The sequence below is a fragment of the Streptomyces sp. GL_140 genome, from assembly GCF_057834465.1.
In genome coordinates, this window is record NZ_CM174404.1 from 4,453,808 (window position 1) to 4,476,879 (window position 23,072).

The 23,072-nt window shown below is 75.4% G+C and carries 19 protein-coding genes; 7 read left to right on the forward strand and 12 right to left on the reverse strand.

The features are described from left to right. Positions 1–17: 17 nt before the first annotated feature. Positions 18–938 (reverse strand): RNA polymerase sigma factor SigJ, encoded by a 921-nt coding sequence (gene sigJ / locus AC3IYJ_RS20795; protein WP_489402874.1) that lies wholly within the window; start codon positions 936–938, stop codon positions 18–20. A 230-nt stretch (positions 939–1,168) separates the two neighbouring features. Here sigJ and AC3IYJ_RS20800 point away from each other — a divergent pair, with 230 nt between their 5' ends. After that, positions 1,169–1,642: a carboxymuconolactone decarboxylase family protein gene (locus AC3IYJ_RS20800; RefSeq protein WP_489396289.1), complete on the forward strand. Its 474-nt coding sequence runs from the start codon at positions 1,169–1,171 to the stop codon at positions 1,640–1,642. On the opposite strand, the gene AC3IYJ_RS20805 is transcribed toward AC3IYJ_RS20800, so the two are convergent. Continuing rightward, the gene (locus AC3IYJ_RS20805) at positions 1,596–1,961 is read right to left on the reverse strand and encodes a hypothetical protein (RefSeq protein ID WP_489396290.1); all 366 of its coding nucleotides are present in this window, start codon (positions 1,959–1,961) and stop codon (positions 1,596–1,598) included. The genes AC3IYJ_RS20800 and AC3IYJ_RS20805 overlap by 47 nt on opposite strands. Positions 1,962–2,130: 169 nt before the next feature. Here AC3IYJ_RS20805 and AC3IYJ_RS20810 point away from each other — a divergent pair, with 169 nt between their 5' ends. From AC3IYJ_RS20810 to AC3IYJ_RS20830, 5 genes are all read left to right on the forward strand, one after another. After that, complete coding sequence (locus tag AC3IYJ_RS20810) at positions 2,131–2,643, forward strand: MgtC/SapB family protein (RefSeq protein ID WP_489396291.1); 513 nt, start codon at positions 2,131–2,133, stop codon at positions 2,641–2,643. A gap of 109 nt (positions 2,644–2,752) precedes the next feature. After that, on the forward strand, positions 2,753–4,123 hold the full coding sequence (locus AC3IYJ_RS20815; protein WP_489396292.1) for an FAD-binding oxidoreductase: 1,371 nt from the start codon (positions 2,753–2,755) through the stop codon (positions 4,121–4,123). Positions 4,124–4,201: 78 nt separating this feature from the next. Continuing rightward, positions 4,202–4,552 carry an ArsR/SmtB family transcription factor gene (locus tag AC3IYJ_RS20820; RefSeq protein ID WP_489396293.1) on the forward strand — a complete coding sequence of 117 codons (351 nt, stop codon included), beginning with the start codon at positions 4,202–4,204 and terminating at the stop codon, positions 4,550–4,552. Between the two features lie 149 nt (positions 4,553–4,701). Further along, on the forward strand, positions 4,702–6,108 hold the full coding sequence (locus tag AC3IYJ_RS20825) for an MFS transporter (protein WP_489396294.1): 1,407 nt from the start codon (positions 4,702–4,704) through the stop codon (positions 6,106–6,108). A gap of 137 nt (positions 6,109–6,245) precedes the next feature. Beyond that, complete coding sequence (locus tag AC3IYJ_RS20830; RefSeq protein WP_489396295.1) at positions 6,246–7,808, forward strand: multicopper oxidase family protein; 1,563 nt, start codon at positions 6,246–6,248, stop codon at positions 7,806–7,808. Between the two features lie 22 nt (positions 7,809–7,830). Here AC3IYJ_RS20830 and AC3IYJ_RS20835 read toward each other — a convergent pair whose 3' ends face one another. The 10 genes from AC3IYJ_RS20835 to AC3IYJ_RS20880 form a co-directional block, all read right to left on the reverse strand. Next, on the reverse strand, positions 7,831–9,063 hold the full coding sequence (locus tag AC3IYJ_RS20835) for a hypothetical protein (RefSeq protein ID WP_489396296.1): 1,233 nt from the start codon (positions 9,061–9,063) through the stop codon (positions 7,831–7,833). A gap of 11 nt (positions 9,064–9,074) precedes the next feature. Further along, the gene (locus AC3IYJ_RS20840; RefSeq protein WP_489396297.1) at positions 9,075–9,797 is read right to left on the reverse strand and encodes a hypothetical protein; all 723 of its coding nucleotides are present in this window, start codon (positions 9,795–9,797) and stop codon (positions 9,075–9,077) included. Beyond that, positions 9,790–11,721, reverse strand: coding sequence for a hypothetical protein (locus AC3IYJ_RS20845; protein ID WP_489396298.1), 1,932 nt, complete (start codon positions 11,719–11,721; stop codon positions 9,790–9,792). The genes AC3IYJ_RS20840 and AC3IYJ_RS20845 overlap by 8 nt, the downstream gene beginning before the upstream one ends. Then, the gene (locus AC3IYJ_RS20850; RefSeq protein ID WP_489396299.1) at positions 11,702–12,073 is read right to left on the reverse strand and encodes a hypothetical protein; all 372 of its coding nucleotides are present in this window, start codon (positions 12,071–12,073) and stop codon (positions 11,702–11,704) included. The genes AC3IYJ_RS20845 and AC3IYJ_RS20850 overlap by 20 nt, the downstream gene beginning before the upstream one ends. After that, positions 12,070–13,815 carry a lantibiotic dehydratase C-terminal domain-containing protein gene (locus AC3IYJ_RS20855; protein ID WP_489396300.1) on the reverse strand — a complete coding sequence of 582 codons (1,746 nt, stop codon included), beginning with the start codon at positions 13,813–13,815 and terminating at the stop codon, positions 12,070–12,072. Before AC3IYJ_RS20855 ends, AC3IYJ_RS20850 begins: the two co-directional genes overlap by 4 nt. 49 nt (positions 13,816–13,864) lie before the next feature. Then, on the reverse strand, positions 13,865–15,868 hold the full coding sequence (locus AC3IYJ_RS20860) for a TOMM precursor leader peptide-binding protein (RefSeq protein WP_489396301.1): 2,004 nt from the start codon (positions 15,866–15,868) through the stop codon (positions 13,865–13,867). Continuing rightward, positions 15,865–17,589, reverse strand: a complete 1,725-nt coding sequence (locus tag AC3IYJ_RS20865; protein WP_489396302.1) for a hypothetical protein — start codon at positions 17,587–17,589, stop codon at positions 15,865–15,867. The genes AC3IYJ_RS20860 and AC3IYJ_RS20865 overlap by 4 nt, the downstream gene beginning before the upstream one ends. Then, complete coding sequence (locus AC3IYJ_RS20870; protein ID WP_489396303.1) at positions 17,586–18,728, reverse strand: hypothetical protein; 1,143 nt, start codon at positions 18,726–18,728, stop codon at positions 17,586–17,588. Before AC3IYJ_RS20870 ends, AC3IYJ_RS20865 begins: the two co-directional genes overlap by 4 nt. After that, positions 18,725–21,403, reverse strand: coding sequence for a lantibiotic dehydratase (locus tag AC3IYJ_RS20875; protein ID WP_489396304.1), 2,679 nt, complete (start codon positions 21,401–21,403; stop codon positions 18,725–18,727). Before AC3IYJ_RS20875 ends, AC3IYJ_RS20870 begins: the two co-directional genes overlap by 4 nt. Positions 21,404–21,512: 109 nt before the next feature. Next, a complete protein-coding gene (locus AC3IYJ_RS20880) occupies positions 21,513–21,689 on the reverse strand; it encodes a thiazolylpeptide-type bacteriocin (RefSeq protein WP_489396305.1) in 177 nt (58 codons plus the stop codon). A gap of 388 nt (positions 21,690–22,077) precedes the next feature. Here AC3IYJ_RS20880 and AC3IYJ_RS20885 point away from each other — a divergent pair, with 388 nt between their 5' ends. Beyond that, complete coding sequence (locus AC3IYJ_RS20885) at positions 22,078–23,019, forward strand: ABC transporter ATP-binding protein (RefSeq protein ID WP_489396306.1); 942 nt, start codon at positions 22,078–22,080, stop codon at positions 23,017–23,019. The last annotated feature ends 53 nt before the right edge of the window (positions 23,020–23,072 follow it).

Here is a 23,072-nt window from a genome sequence, read left to right on the forward strand (position 1 = left end):
GGTCGTGGAGCGACCGGTCACTTGTGCGAGAGCAGGCCCAGGTCGGAGACCGGGCCGAGGTGGCCGAGCTTGTCGGGGTTGGAGATGGCGTGGATCGAGCGGATCGCGCCGTCGGCGATGTCGAGTTCGAGCACGCTGATCACACGGCCTTCGGCGTCGTACCAGACCGCGCCCGGACGGCCGTTGATCGAGGCCGGCCGGAATTCGGCGCCGAAGGTGCGGATCCGGCGGATCCCGCCGACGAGCAGCCGTCCCACACGCAGCGGGTCGGCCACCGGATGCTTGGCCGCCCGGCCCTTGCCGCCGCCGTCGCCCTGGAACACCACCTCGGGCGCCAGCATGCCGAGCAGCGCGTCCAGGTCGCCGCCCCCGGCGGCCTCGAAGAACTTCCGGGCGAGCTCCTCGCCCTCCGCCCGCTGTGCCGGGGCCGGGGCGGCGGCGCTGGGCGCGTCCGGTCCCGCCGCGGCGATGTGCTTCCTGGCGCGGGCGAAGATCTGGCGGCAGTTCGCCTCGGACTTGCCGGTGGTCCGCGCCACGTCCGCGTAGTCGTACCCGAACACCTCGCGCAGCATGAACACCGCCCGCTCCATCGGGGAGAGGGCCTCCAGCAGCACGAGGAACGCCATGGACAGCGAGTCGGCCAGCTCGGCGTGCTCGACCGGACCCGGCTGGTCCTCGCTCACGACGACCGGCTCGGGCAGCCAGTTCCCCACGTAGGTCTCCCGCCTCACCCGCGCCGAGGTCAGGTGGTTGATGCCCAGCCGCGTCACCGCGGTGGTCAGGTACGCCTTGGGCGCGGCGATCTCGGTACCCGCCTGGTGGGCCCGGGTCAGGCCGAGGAAGGCGTCCTGCACGATGTCCTCGGCGTCGCCCACCGATCCGGTCATCCCGTAGGCGATGGAGAACATCAGAGGCCGGTACCCGGCCTCTTCCACCATGCTCGCCGATGCCGACACGGATCCACCCCCAACTCGCTTACGGCGGAGCCCGGTCGAGCCGGTTCCCCCGGCCCGTCCAAGATCCACACAACGCCCAGCAGGGTACCCGAGCCGCCCTGTCCGGCCGCCCCCTCCGGGCGGGATGACGTAGGTCACACCCGCCCCTGTCACAGGCCGCCGGGATGCCCTGTCTTAGAGGGCAACAGCGAAAGACAACCGAGGAGTACACGATGAACGCTCGTCTGAACTTCATGGCCAGCCCCGTCGCCCTCAAGGCCATGAAGCACGTCGTCGCGGCGAGCAGGGCGCTCGCGGACTCGACCGTGCCGGCCTCGACCCGGGAGCTGGTGATGCTCCGCGCGAGCCAGATCAACGGCTGTTCCGGCTGTATCGACATGCACACCAAGGACGCCGAGGCCGCGGGCGAGAGCGCGGTACGCCTCCACCTGGTGGCGGCCTGGCGGGACGCCACGGTGTTCACGGACGCCGAGCGCGCCGCCCTGGAGCTGGCCGAGGAGGGCACCCGCATCGCCGACGCGGCCGGCGGGGTCTCCGATGCGGTCTGGGCGAACGCCGCGAAGCACTACGACGACGACCAGCTCGCCGAGCTGGTGACCCAGATCGCCGTCATCAACGCCTTCAACCGGGTCAACGTCATCACCCAGCAGCCGGCCGGCGACTACCGGCCCGGCCAGCACGGCTGACCGTCCGGTCCAGGAGGGCGGGGTCGGGGGCGGGGAAACGGGTGCCGGTGACGGCGTCCGGCACGGGGGCGCCGGTGGTGGTGGCGTAGGGGATGAACCCCGCCCAGGCTTCGACCGCGTCGTCCTTGGGCTCGTCCCGGGCGAAGCCGCTGCGCGTCTTGATCGAGAACTCCTCGATGGGCATGGTGAGGACCGCGGTGTACCGGGCCTCCTCGGTGCTGGGGCGGCGGGCCTCGTCCAGGATGGCGTACGCCGCCTCGCGGTCGTAGGTGACGCGTTCGGGGTAGCGCTGGGCGGTGGTGCGTGCGGTGGGTGACATGACGTGCACTCTCTCGCGTGCCGAACGGCTCCACCGGTCCGCCGCGCGCTCTACTGGCCCGGACAGCCGTGTCCCCCGCGCATGGAGGCCGCCGTATGAGGAACGCCCCGGACCGTCCCGGCACGGCCCTGCCCGGCTGCCCGCGCCGGCGGGCCGAGCAGAGCGGCCGGTGACGGTGGACTACCGGCAGCCCGACCCCTCCACCCTCGTCACGCTCGTCCACCTCACGGTGGCGTTCGTCCTCACGTACTTCCTCGGCTTCGAACGCACCCTGAGGGGGGCCGCGGCCGGCAACCGGACCTTCTCGATGATCGGAGTCGGCGCCGCCCTGGTGGCCACCCTGGCCCTGGACGGCGCGCCCAACGCCCTCGCCGGAGTCATCACCGGCGTCGGGTTCATCGGAGGCGGCCTGGTCTTCCGCCAGAACCGCACGCAGGGCGACCTCGTCCACGGGGTGACCACCGCCGGGGCCATCTTCGCCGCGGCCGCCATCGGGGCCGCCGCGGGCCAGGGCCGGCTCGTGCTGGCCACCGCGGGAACGGCCTTCGTCATCCTCGCCCTGGAGACCCGCCACATCCCGGGCCTGCGCCTCTTCGACGGCCGCCACTGGGCCCACCGCTTCCGCAGCGACGCCGAGGTCCTGCACAGCCACGGGGAGAGCAGCCCGAGCGCGGAGGACTAGGCCGTCTCTTGTCTCCCGGGTTGAGGCCCAGCGCCATCGGCGTAGCGTGGAATGGGTCCGGGCTCAGTAGCAGGGCGCGTGGAGGGCAGAAGCGCGAGGAGCGATCGCCATGGGCAAGCCATCGATCGAGCAGTTGCGTGAACGTGTCCGCGGGGCGGTCGTCACACCTGACGACGATGCCTACGACGAGGCGCGCAAGGTCTACAACGCCATGATCGACAGGAGGCCGGCGGCCGTCGTCCGCTGCGCCAACGCGGGCGACGTCATGGCGACGGTCGACTTCGCCCGGGAGAACGGGCTCGACCTGGCGGTACGCGGCGGCGGCCACAGCGTGCCCGGCTTCGGCACCTGCGACGGCGGAGTCGTGGCCGACCTGTCCGCGATGCGCGGCGTGCGCGTGGACCCCGAGCGGCGGACGGCACGCGCCGAAGGCGGCGCGACCTGGGGTGACTTCAACGCGGCCACGTATCCCTTCGGCCTGGCGACGACCGGGGGGATCATCTCGACCACGGGCGTCGGCGGGCTCACCCTCGGCGGCGGCATCGGCTACCTCTGCCGCGGACTCGGGCTGAGCTGCGACAACCTGATCTCCGCCGACGTGGTGACGGCCGACGGCCGGCTCCTCGTCGCGAGCGAGGAGGAGAACGAGGACCTCTTCTGGGCCCTTCGCGGCGGCGGCGGCAACTTCGGCGCGGTGACCTCCTTCGAGTTCAGGCTCAGCCCCGTCAAGGACATCTACGGCGGACCGATGCTCTTCGAACTGGACGACGCCGCCACCGTGCTGCGCTCCTTCGCGGACTACATCGCCGACGCGCCGGAGGAACTCGGCGCGTTCCCGGCCTTCCAACTGGCCCCGCCGCTCCCGTTCATCCCGGAGGACCGGCACGGCGACCCCTTCGCCCTGATCGTGTCGTGCTGGGCGGGGCCGCTGGACCAGGGGGAGCGGGCCCTGGCGGCCTTCCACGAGTTCGCGCCGGTGGTCGCCGAGCACGTCGGGCCGATGCCGTACCCGGCGCTCAACAGCGCCTTCGACGCACTCGTACCGCCCGGCCTCCAGCACTACTGGAAGGCCAACTTCGTGACCGAGCTCAGCGACGCCGCGATCGCGGCGCACCTGGAGCACGGGCCGCGACTGCCGGCCGTGAACTCGACGTGCCACATCTACCCCATCAACGGGGCCTGCCACCGGGTCGCGCCGGATGCGACGGCCTTCGCCTACCGGGACGCCTCGTTCGCCACCGTCATCGCCGGCATGTGGCCGGACCCCGCCGAGAACGAGGCCAATACCGGGTGGGTGCGCGACTACTACGAGGCCACGGCCCCGCACTCGGAGGAGGGCGGGTACGTCAACTTCATGGCCGATGACGACCAGGACCGCATCAGGGCCAACTACAAGGCCAACTACGACCGCCTCGTCGAGGTCAAGCGGAAGTACGACGCGGGGAACCTGTTCCACCTCAACCAGAACATCAAGCCCTAGGTATTGAGAGAGGCGGCCCTGTGCGCACGGGCGCGCACGGATGCACGGGTCCGGGCCCCGCCGCCCTACGATGTGCGGATGAGCGCGAGCACGGATCCGGCAGGTGCGCACCCTTCGCAGGAGCAGGGTGAGCGGCTGGCGGCCGCGGTCTCGGTCCTGACGCTCCTCGCCGATGCCACCCGTCTGGCGCTGCTGGACGAGCTCGGCCGGGGCGAGGCCGACGTCACCACGCTCACGCGGGCGTGCGGGGCCGCCCGCCCCTCGGTCAGCCAGCACCTGGCCAAGCTGCGACTGGCCGGTCTGGTCACCACCCGCAAGGACGGCCGCCGCGTGGTCTACGCCCTGCGGCACGGGCACCTGCGCCGGCTGGTCGACGAGGCCCTGAACGTCGCGGACCACCAGCTCGGCTCCCTCCCGCCCCACGACTGACCGCCGCCCCTCCCGTCCTGGCTTTCGCTCGTACCGGACCCCGCCCAAACGCGTGCATGCGTACGCACATGTTGGCTACGATGGTGTCGTCTCCCAGGACTCCCCGGGCTTCCCCAGGGCTCCCCAGGCCTCCGACCGGGACGGGACCGATGCTTTCCGTACTGAGCAACCGCACCTACCGCCGCCTGTTCACGGCCCAGGTGATCGCCCTGGCCGGCACCGGGCTGGCGACCGTCGCGCTGAGCCTGCTCGCGTACGACCTCGCCGGGAAGGACGCCTCAGCGGTGCTCGGCACGGCGCTCGCGATCAAGATGACCGCCTACGTCGCCATCGCCCCCCTGGCCGGCGCGGTCGCGGACCGGATCCCGCGCCGCACGCTGATGGTGGCGATGGACCTCACCCGCGCCGCCGTGGCGCTCGCCCTGCCGTTCGTCACCCAGATCTGGCAGATCTACGTCCTGATCTTCCTGCTCCAGGCCGCGTCGGCGGCCTTCACGCCCACCTTCCAGGCCACCATCCCCACCGTGCTGCCCGCCGAACGCGACTACACGCAGGCCCTGTCGATGTCGAGGCTGGCCTACGACCTGGAGAGCCTGTTCAGCCCGGCACTGGCCGCCGCCCTGCTGGCCCTGGTCTCCTACAGCCGCCTGTTCATCGGTACGGCGGCGGGCTTCGCCGCCTCCGCGGTGCTCGTCGCCGCGACCGTGCTGCCCAAGCCGGCCCCGGTCGAGCGCACCGGCGGCGCGTACGCCAAGGCCGCCTTCGGGACGCGCCTGTTCCGGGCCACGCCCCGCCTGCGGGCCCTGCTCGCCCTCGACCTCGCGGCCGCCGCGGCCGGGGCCGTCGTCTTCGTCAACACCGTCGTCCTGGTCCGGGGGCACTTCGGCCGCCCCGCCACCGCCGTCTCGCTCGCCCTCGGTGCCTACGGCGCCGGGTCCATGCTGAGCGCGCTGCTGCTGCCCCGCCTGCTGCGCCGGTTCACCGACCGCGCCGTCATGCTGCCCGCCGCGTTCTGCCTCCCGGTGGTCCTCGCGGGCGTGGCCGCGCTCACCGCCACGGGCGCCGGCGCCGGGACCTGGGCCGCCGCCCTCGCTGCGTGGGCCGCCATCGGCGCCGCCTGCTCCGCCGTCCTGACCCCGGGCGGCCGGGTGATCCGCCGCTCCACCGCCGACGCGGACCTGCCCGCCGCCTTCGCCGCGCAGTTCTCCCTCTCCCACAGCTGCTGGCTGCTCACCTACCCCCTCGCGGGCTGGCTCGCCGCGGCTGCCGGACTTCCCGCCGCGGCCGCCGTTCTGGGGTTCATCGCCCTGGCCGGAGCCGTCGCCGCGACGGCCCTCTGGCCCGCCCGCGACCCGTCGCAGATCGAGCACGTCCACCCCGAACTGCCCCCGGACCACCCCCACCTCGCCGACGCCCGCCCCGGCCAGGGCGGCCGGCGCCACGACCACCACTACGTCATCGACCGCTACCACCACCACTGGCCCCGCCCGCTGTCGGCGGACCGCCACGAGGGCCTCCCGTCCGGCCCCCGCCCCTGGCGCGTCAAGGCGCGCTGACGGTCACGCACGTCCAGGTCGTCTGCCGGGGGTGTGTCGGGGCCCGCGTCCCTGAACCGTCTCGGGGGTGCTGTCGGGGTCGGCCCCGGGTACGTCCCCGATGTGGGGTCGCGGGCACCGTCCGTAGCGTCTTGGTCATGAGGAGAGACGTGAAGGACGGGACCGGCGGAAAGCAGCGAATGCCGCGTTGGAAGCGGGCGTTGCTGATATTAGGTTCGCTCGTGGTGGGCTTCGCCCTCCTCATCGGCGCGCTCTTCACCTGGCTCTACACCGGAGCCAAGGTGTCCACCGTCGGCGCGGTGGACTTCCGCAACGCCCTCGCGGTGCCGCCCCTCGCCGCGTCCACCGTGGAAGCCGACGGGACCCGGGTGTTCGACCTGCGCATGCAGGCGGGGGAAACCGAGTTCACTCCCGGGGCCAAGACACCGACCTGGGGGTTCAACGGCAGCCATCTCGGTCCCACCCTCCGTGCGACGAAGGGCGAGAAGGTCCGGGTGAAGGTGACCAACACGCTGCCGGAGGAGTCCACCGTCCACTGGCACGGCATGCACCTGCCCGCCAAGATGGACGGCGGCCCGCACCAGATGGTGCCGGCGGGCGGCAGCTGGGCCCCCGAGTGGACGATCGAGCAGCCGGCCGCCACCCTCTGGTACCACCCCCACCCGCACGGCGCGACCGAGACGCACGTCCAGCGCGGCCTGGCGGGCCTGTTCCTCCTGGACGACGCGGACTCGGCGGCCCTGCCCCTGCCCAGGACGTACGGGGTCGACGACATACCGGTCATCGTCCAGGACGTGTCCTTCGACGGCGCGAAGTTCGACCACGGCCACAAACTCATGCGCAACGTCGGGTTCCTCGGCGACCGGACGATGGTCAACGGCACGCTGGACCCGTACGTCACCGTCCGGGACGAACTGGTCCGGCTGCGCCTGCTGAACGCCTCCACCGCCCGCGTCCACACCTTCGGCTTCGACGACGGCCGCACGTTCCGGCAAATAGCCTCGGACGGCGGCCTCCTCGAAGCCCCGCACAGCACCGGCAGCCTGCGCCTGTCGCCCGGGGAGCGCGCAGAGATAGTCGTGCGGATGCAGTCCGGTGAGCGGACGGTCCTGCGCTCCTCCCCGCTGGACGCCGGTCTGGACTTCTGGAACCAGCGCTTCGGAGGCGGCGACGACTCCTTCGACGTGATGCAACTGCGCGCGGAGCCCACCCTGAGGCCGACCGCGGAGCTGCCGCAGGCGCTGGTGACGTCGGCGCTCCCGACCGGCGAGGACTCGGTCCGCAGCCGCTTCTTCGAGCTCAAGATGTCCGGCATCAACGGCCGGAAGATGGACATGTCCCGGGTCGACGAGACGGTCACCCGCGGCACGGCCGAAACCTGGACCCTGCGCAACGAAGACGGGATGCCGCACAACTTCCACGTCCACGACGTCCAGTTCCGCATCCTCGACATCGACGGCGCCGCCCCGCCACCGCCGCTGCGCGGGCCGAAGGACACCGTCTTCATCCCGTCCGGTTCGACGGTACGCATCGCACTTCGCTTCGACGGCCCGGCGGACCCGGACACCCCGTACATGTACCACTGCCACCTCCTCTACCACGAGGACAAGGGCATGATGGGCCAGTTCGTCGTGGTGGACCCGGGCCGGCCGCCCACCACCCCGAAGCCCCTGACCCCGTCGGGCTCCCACCAGCACTAGACCGTCTCGCGGTCGGCCGCCGTCAGCGGGTCGGCGGGTAGCCGCTGGGGAGGGAGAGTTCGGTGTACCGGCCGCGCCCTGCGAGGAGGGTCAGCAGGATCGTCTCGTCCGTCTCCAGCCGTGCGGCGGCCGCGAGTTCGGGCGCGCGGACGCTGCGTACGGGCCGCAGGAAGTACCCGTGGGCGCCCGCTGCCAGGGCGAGCCGCTGGTAGCAGGCACCGGCCGCCAGCAGGGCGCCGCGGACGGCTTCGGGTCCGGCGGCCGGGTCCTGGCGGGCGACCAGCAGGAAGCCGGTGTCGCAGGCGGCCGCGTCCACCCGGTGCGCGGGATAGGTGAAGGCCGCGGCGACCGCGTCAGGGGAGACCGGCACCAGCCGCAGCGCCGCGCCCTTCGACGCCGACAGCCCGATGTCCGCCGCGGCCGCCCGCAGCAGGTCGGGGAGCACCCGCGGTCCCCGGGGGTCGGGTCTGCGACTGGGTACGAGGCCCAGCGGACCCCGCCCGGCGCTGCGGCGGCACAGCACGTCCAGCACCCCGCGACCGGCCAGCAGTTCGCCGAAGGGGCGGGCGAAGGAGTCGGGGTCGAGCGGCCAGGCCGGTGCGGCCGGGTGGGGCAGGGCGGGCGGAGTGCCGGGCGCGTCCCAGGCGGAGACCGGGGAGCGGCCGGGCGCCGACTCGGCGCCGGTGCGGCGCCACTCGGCAAGCAGCAGGCCGGTGAGCCAGGCCGCGGTGGCGTGGTGCATCCCGGCTTCCAGGAGGCCGACGACCTCGCGCACGGGAGCGTAGCCCTCGGGGACGCGGCGGAGATCCGCTTCGAGGCGCAGCCCCGTGGGGGCGAAGGGGGCCCGCGCGGGCACCAGGGCGTGGCGCGCGGGGTCGTACTCGGCGCGGTGTCCGTCGGCGGCGAGGGTGAGCCGGGCTACGCGGACGCCCCGGATGGAGGCGGTGGCGGCGTGCGGTCCGACCAGGTCCCGGGGTTCCAGCCGGCGCAGGCCGAGGGTGCCGTCGACGATCGCGGTGAGAGCCGTCAGTGGCTGCAACTGCCGCGCGGAAAGGGTTATTTGGGTCTCGGTGCCGACCAGTGGATCCGTCCCCGGGTACGGCAGCCCGAGCGCGGGGCCGGGTTCCGGGGCGGGCCGGTCGTAGACGGGACGGCCCTGCGGGCGGCCGTTCGCGACGAGGTCCCACAGTTTCCGTCCGGCGGTGGCGGTGGCGGTGGCGGTGGCCGTGGGGTCGGTGTCGGTGGTCAGGGTCAACGGGGTGATTCCTAGCGGCTGGAGGAGCCTTCGGCGCCGGTGATGGTCAGGGTCCGGGGGTCGATGGACACCGGCAGCTCGGGCCAGCTCCATCCGTCGGGTCCGGAGGTGAGGGCGAGCGCGGCGTGCAGGACGGCCGCGGCGGCCACCGCGCGGACGGGCGGGGCGAAGGAGGACGGCAGCCGGTCGGCCGCCGCGTCCGGACCGACCCGTTCGGCCACGAGGCCGCCGCCCGTCGCGGTCAGCCGGAACCCGGCGGTCGCTCCGCCCCGGTGCGCGTACAACGTCAGTCCGGTGCCGGGGCGGGTGGGCAGGAGCCGCTCGATGCCCCAGTCGTGGGCGGCGGCCCGTACCGCGCCGGTCTCGACCCGGTCGCCGACCGGTTCCCAGACCGTCGCCGCGATGCGGTCGATCGCGGCCGTCGGGTCGGCGGCCCAGGCGAGGGCGTACCGGTGCCAGGGCAGTTCCGAGGAAGCGATGGGGGCGGGCACCAGGACGGCCGCCCCGGTGCCGAGCAGGGCGTCGAGGAGCGAACGGGGCAGCCGTTCGGGGCCGATGCCCGCTTCGAGGTGGCCCGCCAGCCGCGGCCAGCTCCGGCCGAGGGCGGGAGCGCGGAGCGTGTGTTCGCCCTGGAGGGTGCGGACGAACAGGCCGTCCGGTGTCGCCACGGCCACCGTGGCGGGCCGCAGCACCACCACCCGCGTCGGCGTCGTCAGGGTTGCGGGGTCAGGCATGTCCTTCTCCGATCTCGTGCCCCACCAGGAGGCCGATCAGTGCCGCGCGGTCGATCAGACCCCCGCCGAGCCGGGCCGCGGCGACGACCGGGACGATGCCGTGCACCAGGCAGGAGCCCAGGCCGGCCGCACCGCCTGCGAGCGCGACGAGGGCCAGCAGCGCGGCCGCGTCCCGCAGGACGCCGGGGTCGGGGCGCAGCGTGAGGTCCGTGTGGGCCAGCAGGAGCGCGGCCCGTCCGGGCAGGTCGGGCTGCATGAGGACGTCGCCCGTGGTTCCGGGTGCGAGCAGTGTCAGGCGGATGCCGGAGGTGTCGATCCCGGCGGCGCGGGCGCGGGCGCGGGCCCGGCGCAGGGCGAGCGCGAGGGAGCCCCGGTCGGCGGGCCGCCAGCCCAGGTCGCGCCGGCTGCGACGGGCCCGGAGCCCGGCCTCGGCCAGGAGGCTCCGCCGGCGCCCAGGTGTGACCTCGATGCCGCCGAACCCCAGGAATCCGGTGGGCAGTTCGGGCAGTCGGCCGTCGGAGACCCGGGCCCGCAGACCGGCCGCCGAAGCCGCCGTGACTGTCTGCGCAAGCAGCGCGCCCGCCTCGGCGGAGGCGATCCGCCGCCCGGCGTCGCCGTACTTGCCCACCAGCCGGGCGACATCCACGGCCAGGCCGAAGCCACTGCCGGGGAGCACATCGGGGAGCCCGCCGGAGAGCCCGTCGGGGAGGCGTGCCGCCTGGAGGGCGGCCGGATCGTCCGACGCGTGCCGCGGCTGGAGGAGCAGGGCCCCGTCGCGGCCGGGGGCGATCAGCGTGCCCGCGCCGAGGTTGCCCGCCGAGGGGGCCCAGCGGTCGATCGCGGGGTCGGCGGACCGGCGGCCCGCGACCCTGACGAGGAACCGGGTCCAGCGGGGCTCCGCAGGCAGCGCCACCAGGTCCGCGGTCAGCGGCTCGCCGGGAAGCACCGCGTGCTGGAGGCTGACGGCGGCCTCCGTGAAGTGGACCTCCTCCGCGGCCGGTGCGCGCCAGCGGCGGGGCGGCGCGGCCGCGAGCAGCACGGCGGGCAGGGCCTCGGCGGCGCCGCGGGCCCGGTCCGGCCGGGCGGGCCGGCCCGCGCAGCGGGAGCAGTCGGGGGCCGGTCCGAGGCCGTGGGCCCGGGTGGTGCCGGAGCCGGGGGTGTGCTCGACCACCAGGCCGGGGCGGGCGCCGCGGCCGATCCCGGCGACGGTGTGGACGGCTTCGGCGACCGCGAGGGCGGCCAGCAGGGCGAGGTCCCCGGTCACCGGGCCCGTGGCGGTGGGGCGCAGGGCGACGCATGTCGGGCACGGTGTCTCGCCGGGCTCGGTCCAGGGGCCCACCGCGACGGTCCCGCCCCGGGCGCCCACCGGGAGCTGCGGCCTGGTCTCGGCCGGGTCCGGAGCGCGGTCGACGACCAGCAGCAGCTCCCGGGCCCCCGTCGTGGCGGGCCAGCTCCGCGCCAGTTCCCGGACCAGCTCCCGGGCCAGCGCGGAGTCCCCGACGACGACCGGCCGGACCTGCCGCCAGGCGTCGACCACGCCCGCTCCACCGGAGTGGTGTCGGGTGGTCGCGGCCCAGCGGCCGCAGAACCGCAGGGCCGCGTCCCGTACCGTCGCGTCGTCGAAGGAGCCGTCCTGGGCCCCGGTCAGCAGGGTGTCGTCCTGCTCCCAGAGGCCGAGGGCGTGCAGCAGTTCAGCCTCGCGGGCGTCGGCCGGGCGGCCGTCCAGGACCTCGCCGAGCCGGGTGCCCGCCGCGCCGCCGAGCCGCCAGGTACGGGGGCCGCCGGTCACCAGGAGACCGGCGGGGCCGACCCCGACCCCGAGACCGGCGGGTGGGCGGCCCGGCGCGGGGCGCGGCGGCAGCCGACCGCTGCGCACCGCCTCCATCAGCGCGGGGATGCGCTGGTCAACCGAGATCCGGGGCACCGTTGCCTCCCCGCATCCGCTGCCCGTCGAGGTCGAGCGCGTACCAGTCCCCGGGGCGGGCCCCGTCGAGCTGCCGCAGCAGCCCGGCCGCGACGGCCGCGTGGTGCGGCAGGGCGCCGGTCGGTACGGGCCGGTGGGCGTCGGCGAGCGCGGCGTCGCCGGCCACGAGCCAGCCCGACCGCTCCACCACGGCCAGCCGTGCCCTCGCGCGGTGCTCGGCGGCGACGAACCGGTGGTCCCGCCCGCGCGCCGCGAGGAGGCGGCGGAGGTCGGGGTTGGGAACGGCTACGACGGTCGGGCCCGTAGCCGGGTCGACAGCGGGGTCCGCTGCCGGGTCCACGGTCCGGTTCACGGCTTCACCCCGACCGGGACGAGGTAGACGGGCTGGGTGAACACGCCGTCCCACCCGGCCGCCACGGCGAGTTCGTCGTCGTAGAAGCCGCCGATCGGAAGGGTCTTGAGACCGAGGGCGGTGGCGGTGAGCAGCAGGTTCTGGGCGAGGTGTCCCGCTTCGAGCAGGGCGAAGCGGATCCCGCGTTGCCCGTACCGCGGGGTGATGGCGGCGGGCGCGACGCCGAGCAGCAGCAGGACCGGTGCCTCCTCGGCGGCCACCGGCCGCGGCCCGCCCCCGCGCGGCTCGGTGTACGGGGAGGCGGCGAGCAGGGCGGTGGTGTCCACCGCCGTACGGGGGGCGAGGGAGTGCGAGCCGGGCAGGTAGCGGTAGGCGCCCGGGGCGATCCCGGTCACCCGCTGCACGACGACGTCGAGCAGGACCGGGCGGACGGCGCCCGCGGAGGGGTGCGCGTACAGGTCGAGCCGTACCGGCCGGCCGGCCTCCTCGACGTCCACGGTGGCGGTGACACCGGCGGCGAGGCCGAGCAGGGTGGCGAGGTCGGCGGCGTCCAGTTCGCCGCCGAAGCGGCCGTAGGCGCTGCGGCGCAGCCCGAGGGCTTCCGCCAGGTCCGGGGCGGCGAGCCGGGCCGGGTCGGCGGCCGGCAGCGGGACGCGGGCGCCGGGCAGCAGGTCGCGGGCCGCGGCCGGGTCGGGGCGGTCCGTCTCCTTGCGGGGGGCCTGGCGGTCCATGGCGCCGCGCCGGAACTTGGCCGCCTGGAGGAAGTCGCCGGCGGCGCTGCGGCCGCCCGCGTGCATGGCGTCGGGGCCGTCCGCGCCGACGAGCGCGAGGCTCGCGAGCCAGGAGAGGAAGGCCTCGTCGGCGACCGGTACGCCCAGCCGGTTCGCCAGCATGTGCCACTGGCTGGTCAGTGCGGGCCACGGACCGTGGTGCAGGTCGTCGCCGAGGGCCTCCAGGCCACGGGCGTACGGGGCCACGGCGGCGGCCCAGCGGCCGGGCAGCCCGGCCGCTTCGCCGCCCCGGCCGCGCAGCCGGTCCACCGCCGCGCGGAACTGCTCGGGCCGCCGGTCGTGTTCCGCTTCGGCACGGGACCGGGCGGCCGCGACGTCCACCCGGGGCGCCCCGGGCAGGGCGGCCCAGGACAGCGCGTAGCGGCGCAGCACGGCGGCGACGGTGTACTCGTCGAAGCCCGCGTCGAGCAGACCGGCGACGTGCCCGGCGAGCAGCCCGAGGGCGGCGCCGGTCCGCGAGGTGCCCGCCAGGACGGCGGGGAGGACGGCGGCGGCCACCTCGCTGGAGAGCTGGAACAGTTCCTCGCCGAGCGGCAGCGCGCGGGGGCCGCCGTAGCGCCCGGTCTCCGGCCGGTACGCGGGCCGAAGGACGGTGCCGGACGGCTGCCAGCCGAGGTTCCGGGCCCCGTCCGGGTCGGCGGTGTGGGCGTAGAAGGCGCCCGGGTCGAGCGGCGCGGCACCCGGAAGGGTGCCGGTGAGGGCCGCGAGACGGTCGGCGACGGCGTCGGCCGCCCCCGGCCGGGCGTCGCGCAGCCGCAGCCGTACGTGGGGTCCGCCCTCCCAGTACCGCAGGGCGAACCATCCGGTGGCGAGCCCGCCTTCGACGGCCCGACGGCCCTCCGCGGCGGCGGCGAGGTACAGGTGGTCGGCGGTGCTGCGGTCGCCGTGGGCGAACACGTGCAGGGACTCCCACGCGGTCGTGTCCGTGGTGGTGTCCGTGGTGGTGGGCATGGGGGATTCCTCAGGGGCGGGTGCGGGGGCGGCGGCGGGCCGGCGGGCCCTACGGGAACGGGTGCGGCAACGGCGCGCCGCGGTGTCCGGTGCGGGCCCTGGCCCGGTCCAGCCGGGGCAGGCCGGTGGTGCGGTGGTGGACGTGCCCGAAGGTCACCGGCACCGCGCCGGGCGCGATGAGCTTGACGGTGCTCAGGCCGAGGGCGGCGTCGCGCCGGCTCGTCAGGTCGACGACCACCGGCGGCATCCCCGCCGCAGTCATCGAGTCCAGCACCCGGGTGAGGAGGCCGGTCAGGTCGTCGCTGCGCCGGGTGCGCTCCCAGGCCTCCTGACGGTCGCCCAGGTCCGTGGCGGGCAGGCCGGAATCCAGCAGGTAGTCGAAGCGGTGCAGCGCCTCCGGGAGGGTGTACAGCGCGACGTGGTCCTCCATGTCCCGGACCAGCGTGGGGTCTTCCAGCATCCGCAGCCGCTGCTCCCGGTCCACGGTGGGGCGCCTGCCCTGGAGCAGGATCATCACGACGACCTCCAGCAGCGCGGCACGGGCGGCCCGCTGCGGATCGAAGTGGGCGCCCGCGGCCGAGAAGCTGGCGGCGTCGGGACGGTCCGCGGCGATCGCCAGGGCCTGGACCACCGGCACGCCGGTGTCCGTGGTCGCGTCGAAGAGGTGGACGCTGTACCCCTCGGCCAGGGCCCGCTGCCGGAAGAGCAGCGCGGTCGGGTCGGTGAGCGCCTCGGGGACGATCGGCGGCGCCGCCTCGCGGGCGTACCAGCGCAGCAGGAAGGCGTCCCGTTCGAGCACCTCCAGCGCCGCGTGCAGGGTGGCCTCCTCGCGGTTGGAGCCCACCGCGCAGCCGTTGGAGCACTCGTAGAGGAACATCGCCTGGTCAGGGCGGGAGGGCACCCCGTAGTGCGCCACGTGCTCCGGGATCAGGACCTCCCGCTGCTCGGCGTGGGACCAGGCCGGCACCCAGGTGGTGACGGTGTCGGGCCGGTACGGGTCGAGGATCGTGGCCGGGTGGTCCTCGTACCCGGCGGCGGGCAGCCCGAGGACGGCCGGGTCGAGGGCCCGGTCGCCCAGGTCCCGGTAGCTCGCGGTGATCCGCCGGTGCTTGCGCTGCGGGCGGCAGCCGCTCTCTCGCTCGACGGCCTCCAGGAGCCCGACGGTCCGGGCGTCGGCGTGGTCGTCGCCGCGCCCGTACCCCCACAGCCGCCGGTGAACGTTGGGCAGGGCCACCTCTACGCCGACCAGTGCGCCGGGGGCGAAGGCGTCGCGGTAGGCGCGGCGCATGGGGCCGAAGCGGTGGTCCACCAGCAGGCGTTCCAGCCGTTCCCCGTCGGGTACCTCCTGGCAGCGCAGCGACCCGGGTCCGCTCATGGTCCGTGGCACGAAGGGGCCGGGCTGCGGGTCCTCGGCGCCGCGGTCGCAGCCCCGGCAGCCGACCACCGGGGTGAGCCGGTGCCAGGTCAGCGTCCCGGTGACCAGGTCGAGGCAGAGCACGGGCCGGCCGGTCGCCTCGTCGCAGGCCAGGGTGCGCTGGTGGAGCTCGTCGAGCAGGGCGGGCAGGGCGGGCAGCCAGTGCGCCCCGGGCAGGGCGCGGCCGAGGTCGTCGGCGATCTCCGGACCGGCCCCGGTCTCGGAGGGGTTGAGCCCGGTGTCGTCGAGAACGGCCCGGTGCCGGCTGTCCGCGCAGAGCAGGCAGGCCCGGCCGTCCGGGGGCAGGAGCGGGCCGAGCTGGAGCACGTCGCCGATCAGGCGGGCCGCCAGGGTCGTGCGGCCCCGGTCCCGGGCGGCGTTGTCGAGGGGGCTCGCCTCCTCGGCGGGGGATCCGTCGAAGCCGACGACCTCCGGCGCCGGGGTCTGTCCGGCCGCCCAGGTGCGCAGCTCGTCCAGGAGCCGCTGCCGGGCGGGCGCGGCGACGGAGCGCGGGCCGGCGGCCGAGGGCCCGGTCGCCGAAGGGCCCGTAACTGAAGGGGCCGTAGCCGAAGGACCCGTAGCCGAGGGCCCGGTCGCCGGGGGAGTGCCTGTCGGCGACTCGGTTGCCAGGAGACTCATGTCGTACCTACCCATCCCACGTGAACGGCGGCTTCCTGCCACCGGGGCCCGACCAGCAGCTGGCGTACGGTCGTTCCCGGGACCGCCGCGGCGAGGCGGTCCAGGGCCTGCCGGTGAGCCCCGTGCTCTCCGGCCTCCAGGCGCGCCACCAGGTCCGCGTCCCCGGCCAGTGCCGTGAGCGCGGCGGCGCGCGGATCGACGACCTCCGCGGTGAGTTCCGCGTCGGCGTCCCCGTCCCCGGCCAGCAGCTGGGTCCGGGCGGCGGCCAGGCGCAGCGCCTCCGCCACGGCGGTGTCCTCGTCGGCGGCCGCGGCCCGGTGCAGGACGGGCGCGGCCGCGTCCGCCGGCCACAGCTCGGCCTCGGCGACGGGCAGCGGACCACCCCGGTGCAGCCGGACCCGGCCGAGGCGGGGCGGGGCCACGGCGGGCGCGGAACGGGTCAGTACGGCCATGCCCTCCGCCCAGCGGATCCGGGCCGCCTCCGGAAGGGGTTCGACCGGCTGCCACTGCTCCGGCGCCCCGGCGGCCGGGGGCGCCAGGGCCACGGCGGTGCGGGCGGCGAGGTCGGCGACCAGGCCGAGGTCCCCGAGCCCGGCCACCGCGTGGGCGCCGGGCGGGGCGACGGCGGCGGCGGCCAGCCGGGCCGCGCCGAGGGCGGCCGCCACCCAGGCCGCGTCGTGGGTGTCGCCGAGGCCGACCACCGTCCGCCCGCCGGGCGGGAACGGGCCGGTGGCGGGCAGGGTGCAGGAGGTCATGGCGGTGGGCATCTGGAGGAGCCGGCCGGGGTGTGGCTCGCGCCAGGGGCCGAGTTCGGGGTCCCAGTCGCAGGACAGCGCGTCGATGACCGGGCCGAAGTCGTCCGGAGCGGTGCGCGGGGACGCGCCGAGCGGGCGCGGCGTGCGGGGGGTGAGGTCGGCGGGCTCCGGCAGGGCCCGCAGCTGGACGCCTTCGCGGGTGACGCAGTGCCACAAGTGGGGCTGCGACGGGCCGGAGAGGGCGCGCAGCACCCGGTGGACGGCGACGGCCGCCGCCAGGGCCGGGGCGACCGGACCCGGCGCCTGCGGGGCGAAGTCGTCCCGGCCGCGCGTCCAGCGGGTGAAGGTTCCGGCGGCGTCCGCTCCGTCGACGACGGCGACGCCTTCGCCGTGGGCCAGTACGGCGGCCCCGGCGACCGGCCGGTCCGCGCCGTCGCGCACCGACACCCGCAGGAGCAGGCCCGGTTCGGGTGCGCCGGTGGTGATCCGGGCCGGGTCGGCCTGGCCGTCGAGGCCGGCGTGGGCGGCGTCCGTCCACTGCGGCGCGCCGCTGAGCAGCCAGTGCAGACCGGCGGGATCGTGCCAGGCGTCGTCGGTGGCGAGGGCCGCGGTCTGTGCTGCGGTCGGGGCGACCTCCCGGCGGACCAGCAGGCCGTGCTCGTCGAGCAGCCGGGTGAGCACGGACCGCGCCCGCCGGGCGCCTTCCCGCTCCGGTTCCGGGCCGCTGACGAGGTCGATCCCGGCGGCCCGCCAGAGCGCGGGCAGGCCGGCGGCAGTGCGCAGCCGCACGGTGCCGCCCGCGCGGTGCAGGACCAGCCCGTCCTCGACGGCCCGGACCCGGGCCCCGGGCCGCAGCCGCGGGGCGTCGGGCCGCACGGCGGACGGTGTGTCGAGCGGTTCTTCGAGCGCTGCGGTGGACGGTGTCGCGGACGGTGCGTCGGGGGCTGTGGTGGACGGTGCGGTCATGAGTGGGCCTCCGCCCCGGTGGCGAGGAGTTCGCGCCAGTCGACGCCGAGCAGTCGCTCGACGGAGTCGCACAGCGCGAACGCGGCGAAGTAGCGCTCCACGGGGGAGACGTCGAGGAGCGGGACGGTGCGCAGGAACTGGTTGACGACGAAGCGGTAGGCGGCGAATTCGGTGACGTGGACGCGTTCGGGCAGGTGGTCGAGGCCGCGCAGGGTCCGGTGGAACTCGCTGTAGCCGCGGTCCGCGCCGAACTCCCAGCGGGCCCGCTCCCCCGGCCAGTGCCGGGCGGCGCGGGCGGCGTACCCGGAGCCGAGGTCCTCGCCCAGTTCGCCCCGTCCGGCGGCGGCGCCCGCGTGCGCGAGGGCGCGGCCGAAGGCCGCGGACCAGGCGGCGGTCGTCTCGTCGGCGCCGGTGTACGGGCCGCGCCGGGCGCCGTCCGGGTGGTCGTCGTCGATGCCGTCGAGGACGTCCGCCACGATCCGGTCGACGGCGGGCGACACCCGTGCGTGCTGCTCGGCGAAGCGGGTCCGCAGCCGTCCGTCGGGGTCGTTGAGGTGGAGGTACTCCTCCAGGTGGGAGCGGTAGGTGAGGTGTCCGGAGCGCACTCCGCCGACCGGCCAGCCGGCGGCCAGCGCGACCATCGGCGCGATGGCGCGGATCGCGCCGGGCAGGCTGCCCAGGGGCCGGGACACCGCGAGGGCGGGCAGGAACTCGGCCATCACCCGCTGCTTCAGGCGCAGTCCGGCGCCGCCGATGAGTCCGGTGATCTGCTCGGCGGGCAGCTCCTCGACCGCGACGGTGTTGTCGGGGCGCAGCGGCCCGTAGGGGCCGGGTACGAGCTCGGCGCGGCCGAGGGCCTGTGAGCGGGCCAGGTGGGTCGGCTCGTCCAGCGGCTGTGGCGAGCGGTGGCGGCCGAGCACGGCCCCGGCGCGTGCGGCCACGGCCTCGAAGCGGTCCTCGGCGCCCCAGACCCGGATGTGCGGGCCGTGCAGCCAGTGCCGTTCGAGGCCGAGCCCGGAGCCCGTGCCCGCGCCTTCCGCCAGCAGCGCGGCGGCGAGGTCGGTGCTGAGGTCCAGCTTGGTTTCGGCGTGGTGGGAGATCACCAGGACGGGGAGCCCGGCGCTGTGGTCGTTCGTCATGAGTCCTCACGAGGGGCTGGTCCGGGGGCCACGACGGTCTCCAGGACGTACTCGGTGCAGCGGTCGCCGGTCAGCAGGTCGGTGGGGCGGCCCTCGGTGTCGGGCAGCGCCTCGGTGATCCGGATCCGGGCCGCTCCCGCCGTCCAGGCGGGGAGCGAGCGCAGGTCGAGCATCGAGCGGAGGTCCACCGGTACGGGCTTGGTGCGCATGGCCACGAACTGCTGCCAGGCGCCCTCGGCCTGCGGCTCGGCCCGGACGAAGACCCGGGCGGGGATGGAGTGGCGCCGGCGGAAGGCCTCCATGGCGAGCAGGGCGGTGGTGTCGTCGTCGCCGGGACCGCGGACGGGGAACGCCCCGGCCGGCATGGTCCAGGCCCGGCGGGTCACCACGACCCGGCCGGCCGTCACCCGCGGGTGGTGCACGATCGACTCGGGGTCGCTCTCGCGCTCGACGTCCGCGCCGAGGTCCATCCGGACCAGCGGGCCGCGTCCGAGCATGTAGAGGGCGGCGTCCCGCGCGGGGAGCAGGAAGGGCACGAGGAAGCCGAAGTAGGCGGGGTGCACGGGGCGTCCGCCGGGGTCCTCGGCGCTCAGGGTGTGGGGGCCGACCCGGATGTTCAGGGTCGCCGGATCGAGTACGGCCGCGCCCGGCGCGTCGGGGCCGGGCCGGTCGGTGGTGGTGAACGAGCGCTCCAGCAGCGGCGGGTGGACGTTGGCGTTGAAGCCGTGCACGGGACGCAGCTCGACCGCGTCGGGGCCGAGCAGTTCGGCGAGCCGGGCCCGGATCCGCGCCACGACCCCGTCGCCCCATCCGCTGAGGAAGCGGGAGGTCATCTGGGCGTAGCCGTCGTGCACGGCGTTGAGCACGGCCCCGTCGATCCGGGGCGCCCCGTCGGGCCGGGTGTTCTGTCCGGTGGGCTGGACGAAGTAGGCCAGCGCCTGGCGTTCGCGGCGCAGTTCGGGCGGTACGGACTCGGCCCAGCGGCGGAGCCTGGCCGGTGTCCAGACGACCTCGCGCTGTCCGGCCCGGCCGGCGGCGGCGAGTTCGGCGGCGGCCTGCGCGCGCAGTTCCACCAGCTTCGCGACGGCGGGGTAGCCGGCGCAGACCTCGGCCACGAGCCGGTCGCGGTCGAGGGACTGCCCGGCCAGGAACTCCGGGAGCCGCCGGGCGAGTTCGGCGAAGGGTATGAGGCCTCCGACGCCGACCTCCGCGGCGAGGGAGCGGTGCAGGATCGCGTGTCCGATGTGGGTGTTGTCGAAGATGTCGGCGACGGCCGTGAGTGCGGCCAGGTCCTCCTGGACCTCGGCCCATGCCGCGGTGGGGAAGACCACCGGGCGGGCGGCCGACACGTCCTCGTAGGCGGGCCGGGCGGGCGTCGCCCCGGCGGCGCTCCACGCCTGCGCGAGCGCTTCCACGGCGGCCGCCCGGTCGCCGGAGCCGCGGTGCGGATGCAGGGCGTCGGTGGCGTCGGCGATGGCGGCCAGGTCGTCGGCCAGCGCGTCGCCGCCGGGGATCACCAGGGCGCGCAGCCGGGCCGCGGCGGCCCGTACGGGGTCGGCGTCGTCGGGGTCCACCGGGTCCCAGCGGCGCAGCGCCCCTGCTGCCAGGAGCTGGTCGACCAGGGCGGCCGCGCGGGGGGTCCGCTCGGGGTCGCCGCCGCTGAGCAGTGCGGCCAGCTCCCCGCGCGTGCGGGGGCCGGCGGTGAGCGCGCCGAGCACGGCACGGACGGCGAGGGTGGCGCGCAGGGTGACGGTGCGGCTGCGGCCGTCCACGATCCGGGACTGGCCGCCGGCGTCGTCCACGGGCTGCTGGAAGGCGACGGTGGTGCCGTGGTCGGCGGTGAGGGTGGCGGCGACGAGCGGCTCGGCCCCGTCCAGCGCGGCCAGGCGCGCGCGGACCAGGCGGTGCAGCGCGGCGAGATCGGTGGTCAGCCGGATGCCCAGGCCGGTGGCGGGGTCGAGGTCGAGGGGGCCGTCGGACAGCGGCAGGTCGCCACGTCGGCGCTCGTCCCAGGCCAGGCCGACGGCGGTGTAGTGGGAGAAGGGGCTGGTGCGGTGCAGTGCGCGCGCGGCGGTGCGCAGCAGCCGGGGTTCGCGCTTGCGCAGCTGCTTGTCGGGCGCTCCCGCGGCAGCCGCGTAGCGGCGGGCGGTGGCCGCCAGCGAGGCGCTGGACATGGTGGCCGCGAGCTGGAGCGCCGGGTCGGCCAGGGTTGCCGACAACCAGGCCCGCTCACCCGCGAGTTGCTGATCGACGAGGGCGGAGAGCCTTTCCAGGGCGGCGCGTTCGACGCCGAGGGCCGTGCGCCATCGTTCGGCCGCGGCCCGGACGGCCTCGGGGAGTTCTTCCCCGGGCGCGGGCGGTACGGCGGGCAGGGCCGCCGCGGAGTCCAGGTCGCGCTGGATCCGGCGGGCCAATGCCACGGCCGCGCGGCGCAGTTCGGGCTGCTGGTCGCGGGCGCCCAGGGGGTAGAGCTCGGCCAGCAGTGCGCGGGCTTCCCGGTGCCGTTCGTCGCGGAGCAGCTGGATGCCGTCGAGTTCGTGGTGGTGGAGTCGGGGGCGGGGCGGGGCGGTGACGAGATTGGCTCGCACCAGGACCCAGGGCGCCGCCCCGGTCCGAGCTGCCCCGGCAGTGGCCGCGTCGGGCCCCGCCGGGTGGGTGGTCGCTGCACGCGGCATACGGGGTCTCCTTGGCGTCAGGTCTGTCGACGGCGCCCCCTCGGGGGGCGGCGGTTGTGCCGCCGCCCCCCGAGTGAGGTCATCCGCTGTCGTTCGTCCGCGAGGAGGATCAGACGCAGCAGGTGGAGGTGGAGCCGCAGGTGGAGTGCGAGTCGCAGCTGCTGCTGCCGGAGGAGGCGCCGGTCTCCGGGAGCTGCACGGCGTCGCGGACCTCTCCGACCTCCAGGACCTCCAGGTCCAGGCCGTCGAAGTCGATGCCGGCGGCCGCGTCGATGTTGTTCGCCATGGTGTTTCCTCTTTCGGTGATTCGCTGAAGTGGTTTCTCAGCGCACGGGCCGGCCTTTTTCGGATTCGTTCGTCCCGTTCGGCCGGTGACTCATTTCTCGCACTCCTGACGATGTCCCGTCAATAAATCTTCGAATTCCGATGACAATTGTCAGAGGGGCCCGGTGACAGGCCATCCACAAGTCACCCACGTGCCATGACAGCTGTCACGCAAGAGCGGCAAAAGGGCTGCCGAAACCGCTTTTCGCGAGGAATTTCAGGCCAATCCGCGCCGACCCATGACAACTGTCACGAGGCAGTCGTCACAAGCGACCCTGGGCAACTCCACTTTCACCGGAATAGGCTCGGATTCGCCCCCACGCGCAGAACGGAGCAGGAGAGTGACATTGATGGAAACGGAACGCACGAGCACATCGCCGGATGAAAACGCGGGAATTCTCGCGGTGGACGTCCGCGGCCTTGAGGTCCGTTATCCGGGTGGAGACGTCAACGCCGTGGACGGTGTCGACTTCCAGGTGCGCCCCGGCGAGATCGTCGCGCTGCTCGGCCCGAACGGCGCGGGCAAGTCCACCCTGATCGGCACCCTGCTCGACCTGATCGAGCCGAGCACCGGCTCGGTCCGGGTGTTCGGCTCCACGCCCCGCGGCGCGCTGGAGGCGGGCCGCGTCGGTGCGATGCTGCAGACCGCGGGGCTCGCCGAGCAGGTGTCGGTCAAGGAGCTGATCTCCTTCGTCGCCTCGCTGCACCGCGACCCGATGCCGCTGGCGCAGGTGCTCGCCGCCGCCTCGCTGGAGGACATCGCGGGCCGCCGGGTCGAGAAGCTGTCCGGTGGCCAGCGCCAGCGGGTGCGGTTCGGGCTGACGCTGGTCGGCCGGCCGCAGCTGCTGATCCTGGACGAGCCCACCAACGAGATGGACGTGGCCTCCCGGCAGTCGTTCTGGGCGCAGGTCCGGGCCGCGGCGGCGGACGGCCGGTCGGTCCTCTTCTCCACCCACCACATGAGCGAGGTGGAACAGGCCGCGGACCGCGTCGTGGTCATCGCCGGCGGCCGCACGATCGCCGACGAGACCCCGCAGGAGCTGCGCCGCCGCTCCGGCGGATCCACCGTCCGGTTCCGCTCCGCCCGGCCGGTCCCCCCGGCCGAACTGCTCGCCCTGCCCGGCGTGACCGGGTGCAGCGAGGAGGCCGACGGCCTGAAGCTGACCACCGTCGACCCCGACGCGACGGTCCGCGCCCTGGTGGTCCAGGTGCCGGACGCCTCCGACCTCCAGGTCCAGGCGGTGGACCTGGAAGAGGCCTACCTGTCCGTGGTGGCCTCGGCCGGCCTCTGACCGCCCTTCCCCCTCCCCCCACGCACGCCGCTCTTCCGGCCCCGTTTCCCCCC

What these genes read in the sequence shown, in the direction of transcription:
- AC3IYJ_RS20830 (WP_489396295.1), top strand. Translation starts at nt 6,246, where the DNA reads ATGAGGAGAGACGTGAAGGACGGGACCGGCGGAAAGCAGCGAATGCCG.
- AC3IYJ_RS20815 (WP_489396292.1), top strand. Translation starts at nt 2,753, where the DNA reads ATGGGCAAGCCATCGATCGAGCAGTTGCGTGAACGTGTCCGCGGGGCG.
- AC3IYJ_RS20820 (WP_489396293.1), top strand. Translation starts at nt 4,202, where the DNA reads ATGAGCGCGAGCACGGATCCGGCAGGTGCGCACCCTTCGCAGGAGCAG.
- AC3IYJ_RS20880 (WP_489396305.1), bottom strand. Translation starts at nt 21,689, where the DNA reads ATGGCGAACAACATCGACGCGGCCGCCGGCATCGACTTCGACGGCCTG.
- AC3IYJ_RS20805 (WP_489396290.1), bottom strand. Translation starts at nt 1,961, where the DNA reads ATGTCACCCACCGCACGCACCACCGCCCAGCGCTACCCCGAACGCGTC.
- AC3IYJ_RS20855 (WP_489396300.1), bottom strand. Translation starts at nt 13,815, where the DNA reads ATGCCCACCACCACGGACACCACCACGGACACGACCGCGTGGGAGTCC.
- AC3IYJ_RS20800 (WP_489396289.1), top strand. Translation starts at nt 1,169, where the DNA reads ATGAACGCTCGTCTGAACTTCATGGCCAGCCCCGTCGCCCTCAAGGCC.
- AC3IYJ_RS20875 (WP_489396304.1), bottom strand. Translation starts at nt 21,403, where the DNA reads ATGCCGCGTGCAGCGACCACCCACCCGGCGGGGCCCGACGCGGCCACT.
- AC3IYJ_RS20825 (WP_489396294.1), top strand. Translation starts at nt 4,702, where the DNA reads ATGCTTTCCGTACTGAGCAACCGCACCTACCGCCGCCTGTTCACGGCC.
- AC3IYJ_RS20885 (WP_489396306.1), top strand. Translation starts at nt 22,078, where the DNA reads ATGGAAACGGAACGCACGAGCACATCGCCGGATGAAAACGCGGGAATT.
- AC3IYJ_RS20860 (WP_489396301.1), bottom strand. Translation starts at nt 15,868, where the DNA reads ATGAGTCTCCTGGCAACCGAGTCGCCGACAGGCACTCCCCCGGCGACC.
- sigJ (WP_489402874.1), bottom strand. Translation starts at nt 938, where the DNA reads ATGGTGGAAGAGGCCGGGTACCGGCCTCTGATGTTCTCCATCGCCTAC.
- AC3IYJ_RS20840 (WP_489396297.1), bottom strand. Translation starts at nt 9,797, where the DNA reads ATGCCTGACCCCGCAACCCTGACGACGCCGACGCGGGTGGTGGTGCTG.
- AC3IYJ_RS20870 (WP_489396303.1), bottom strand. Translation starts at nt 18,728, where the DNA reads ATGACGAACGACCACAGCGCCGGGCTCCCCGTCCTGGTGATCTCCCAC.
- AC3IYJ_RS20865 (WP_489396302.1), bottom strand. Translation starts at nt 17,589, where the DNA reads ATGACCGCACCGTCCACCACAGCCCCCGACGCACCGTCCGCGACACCG.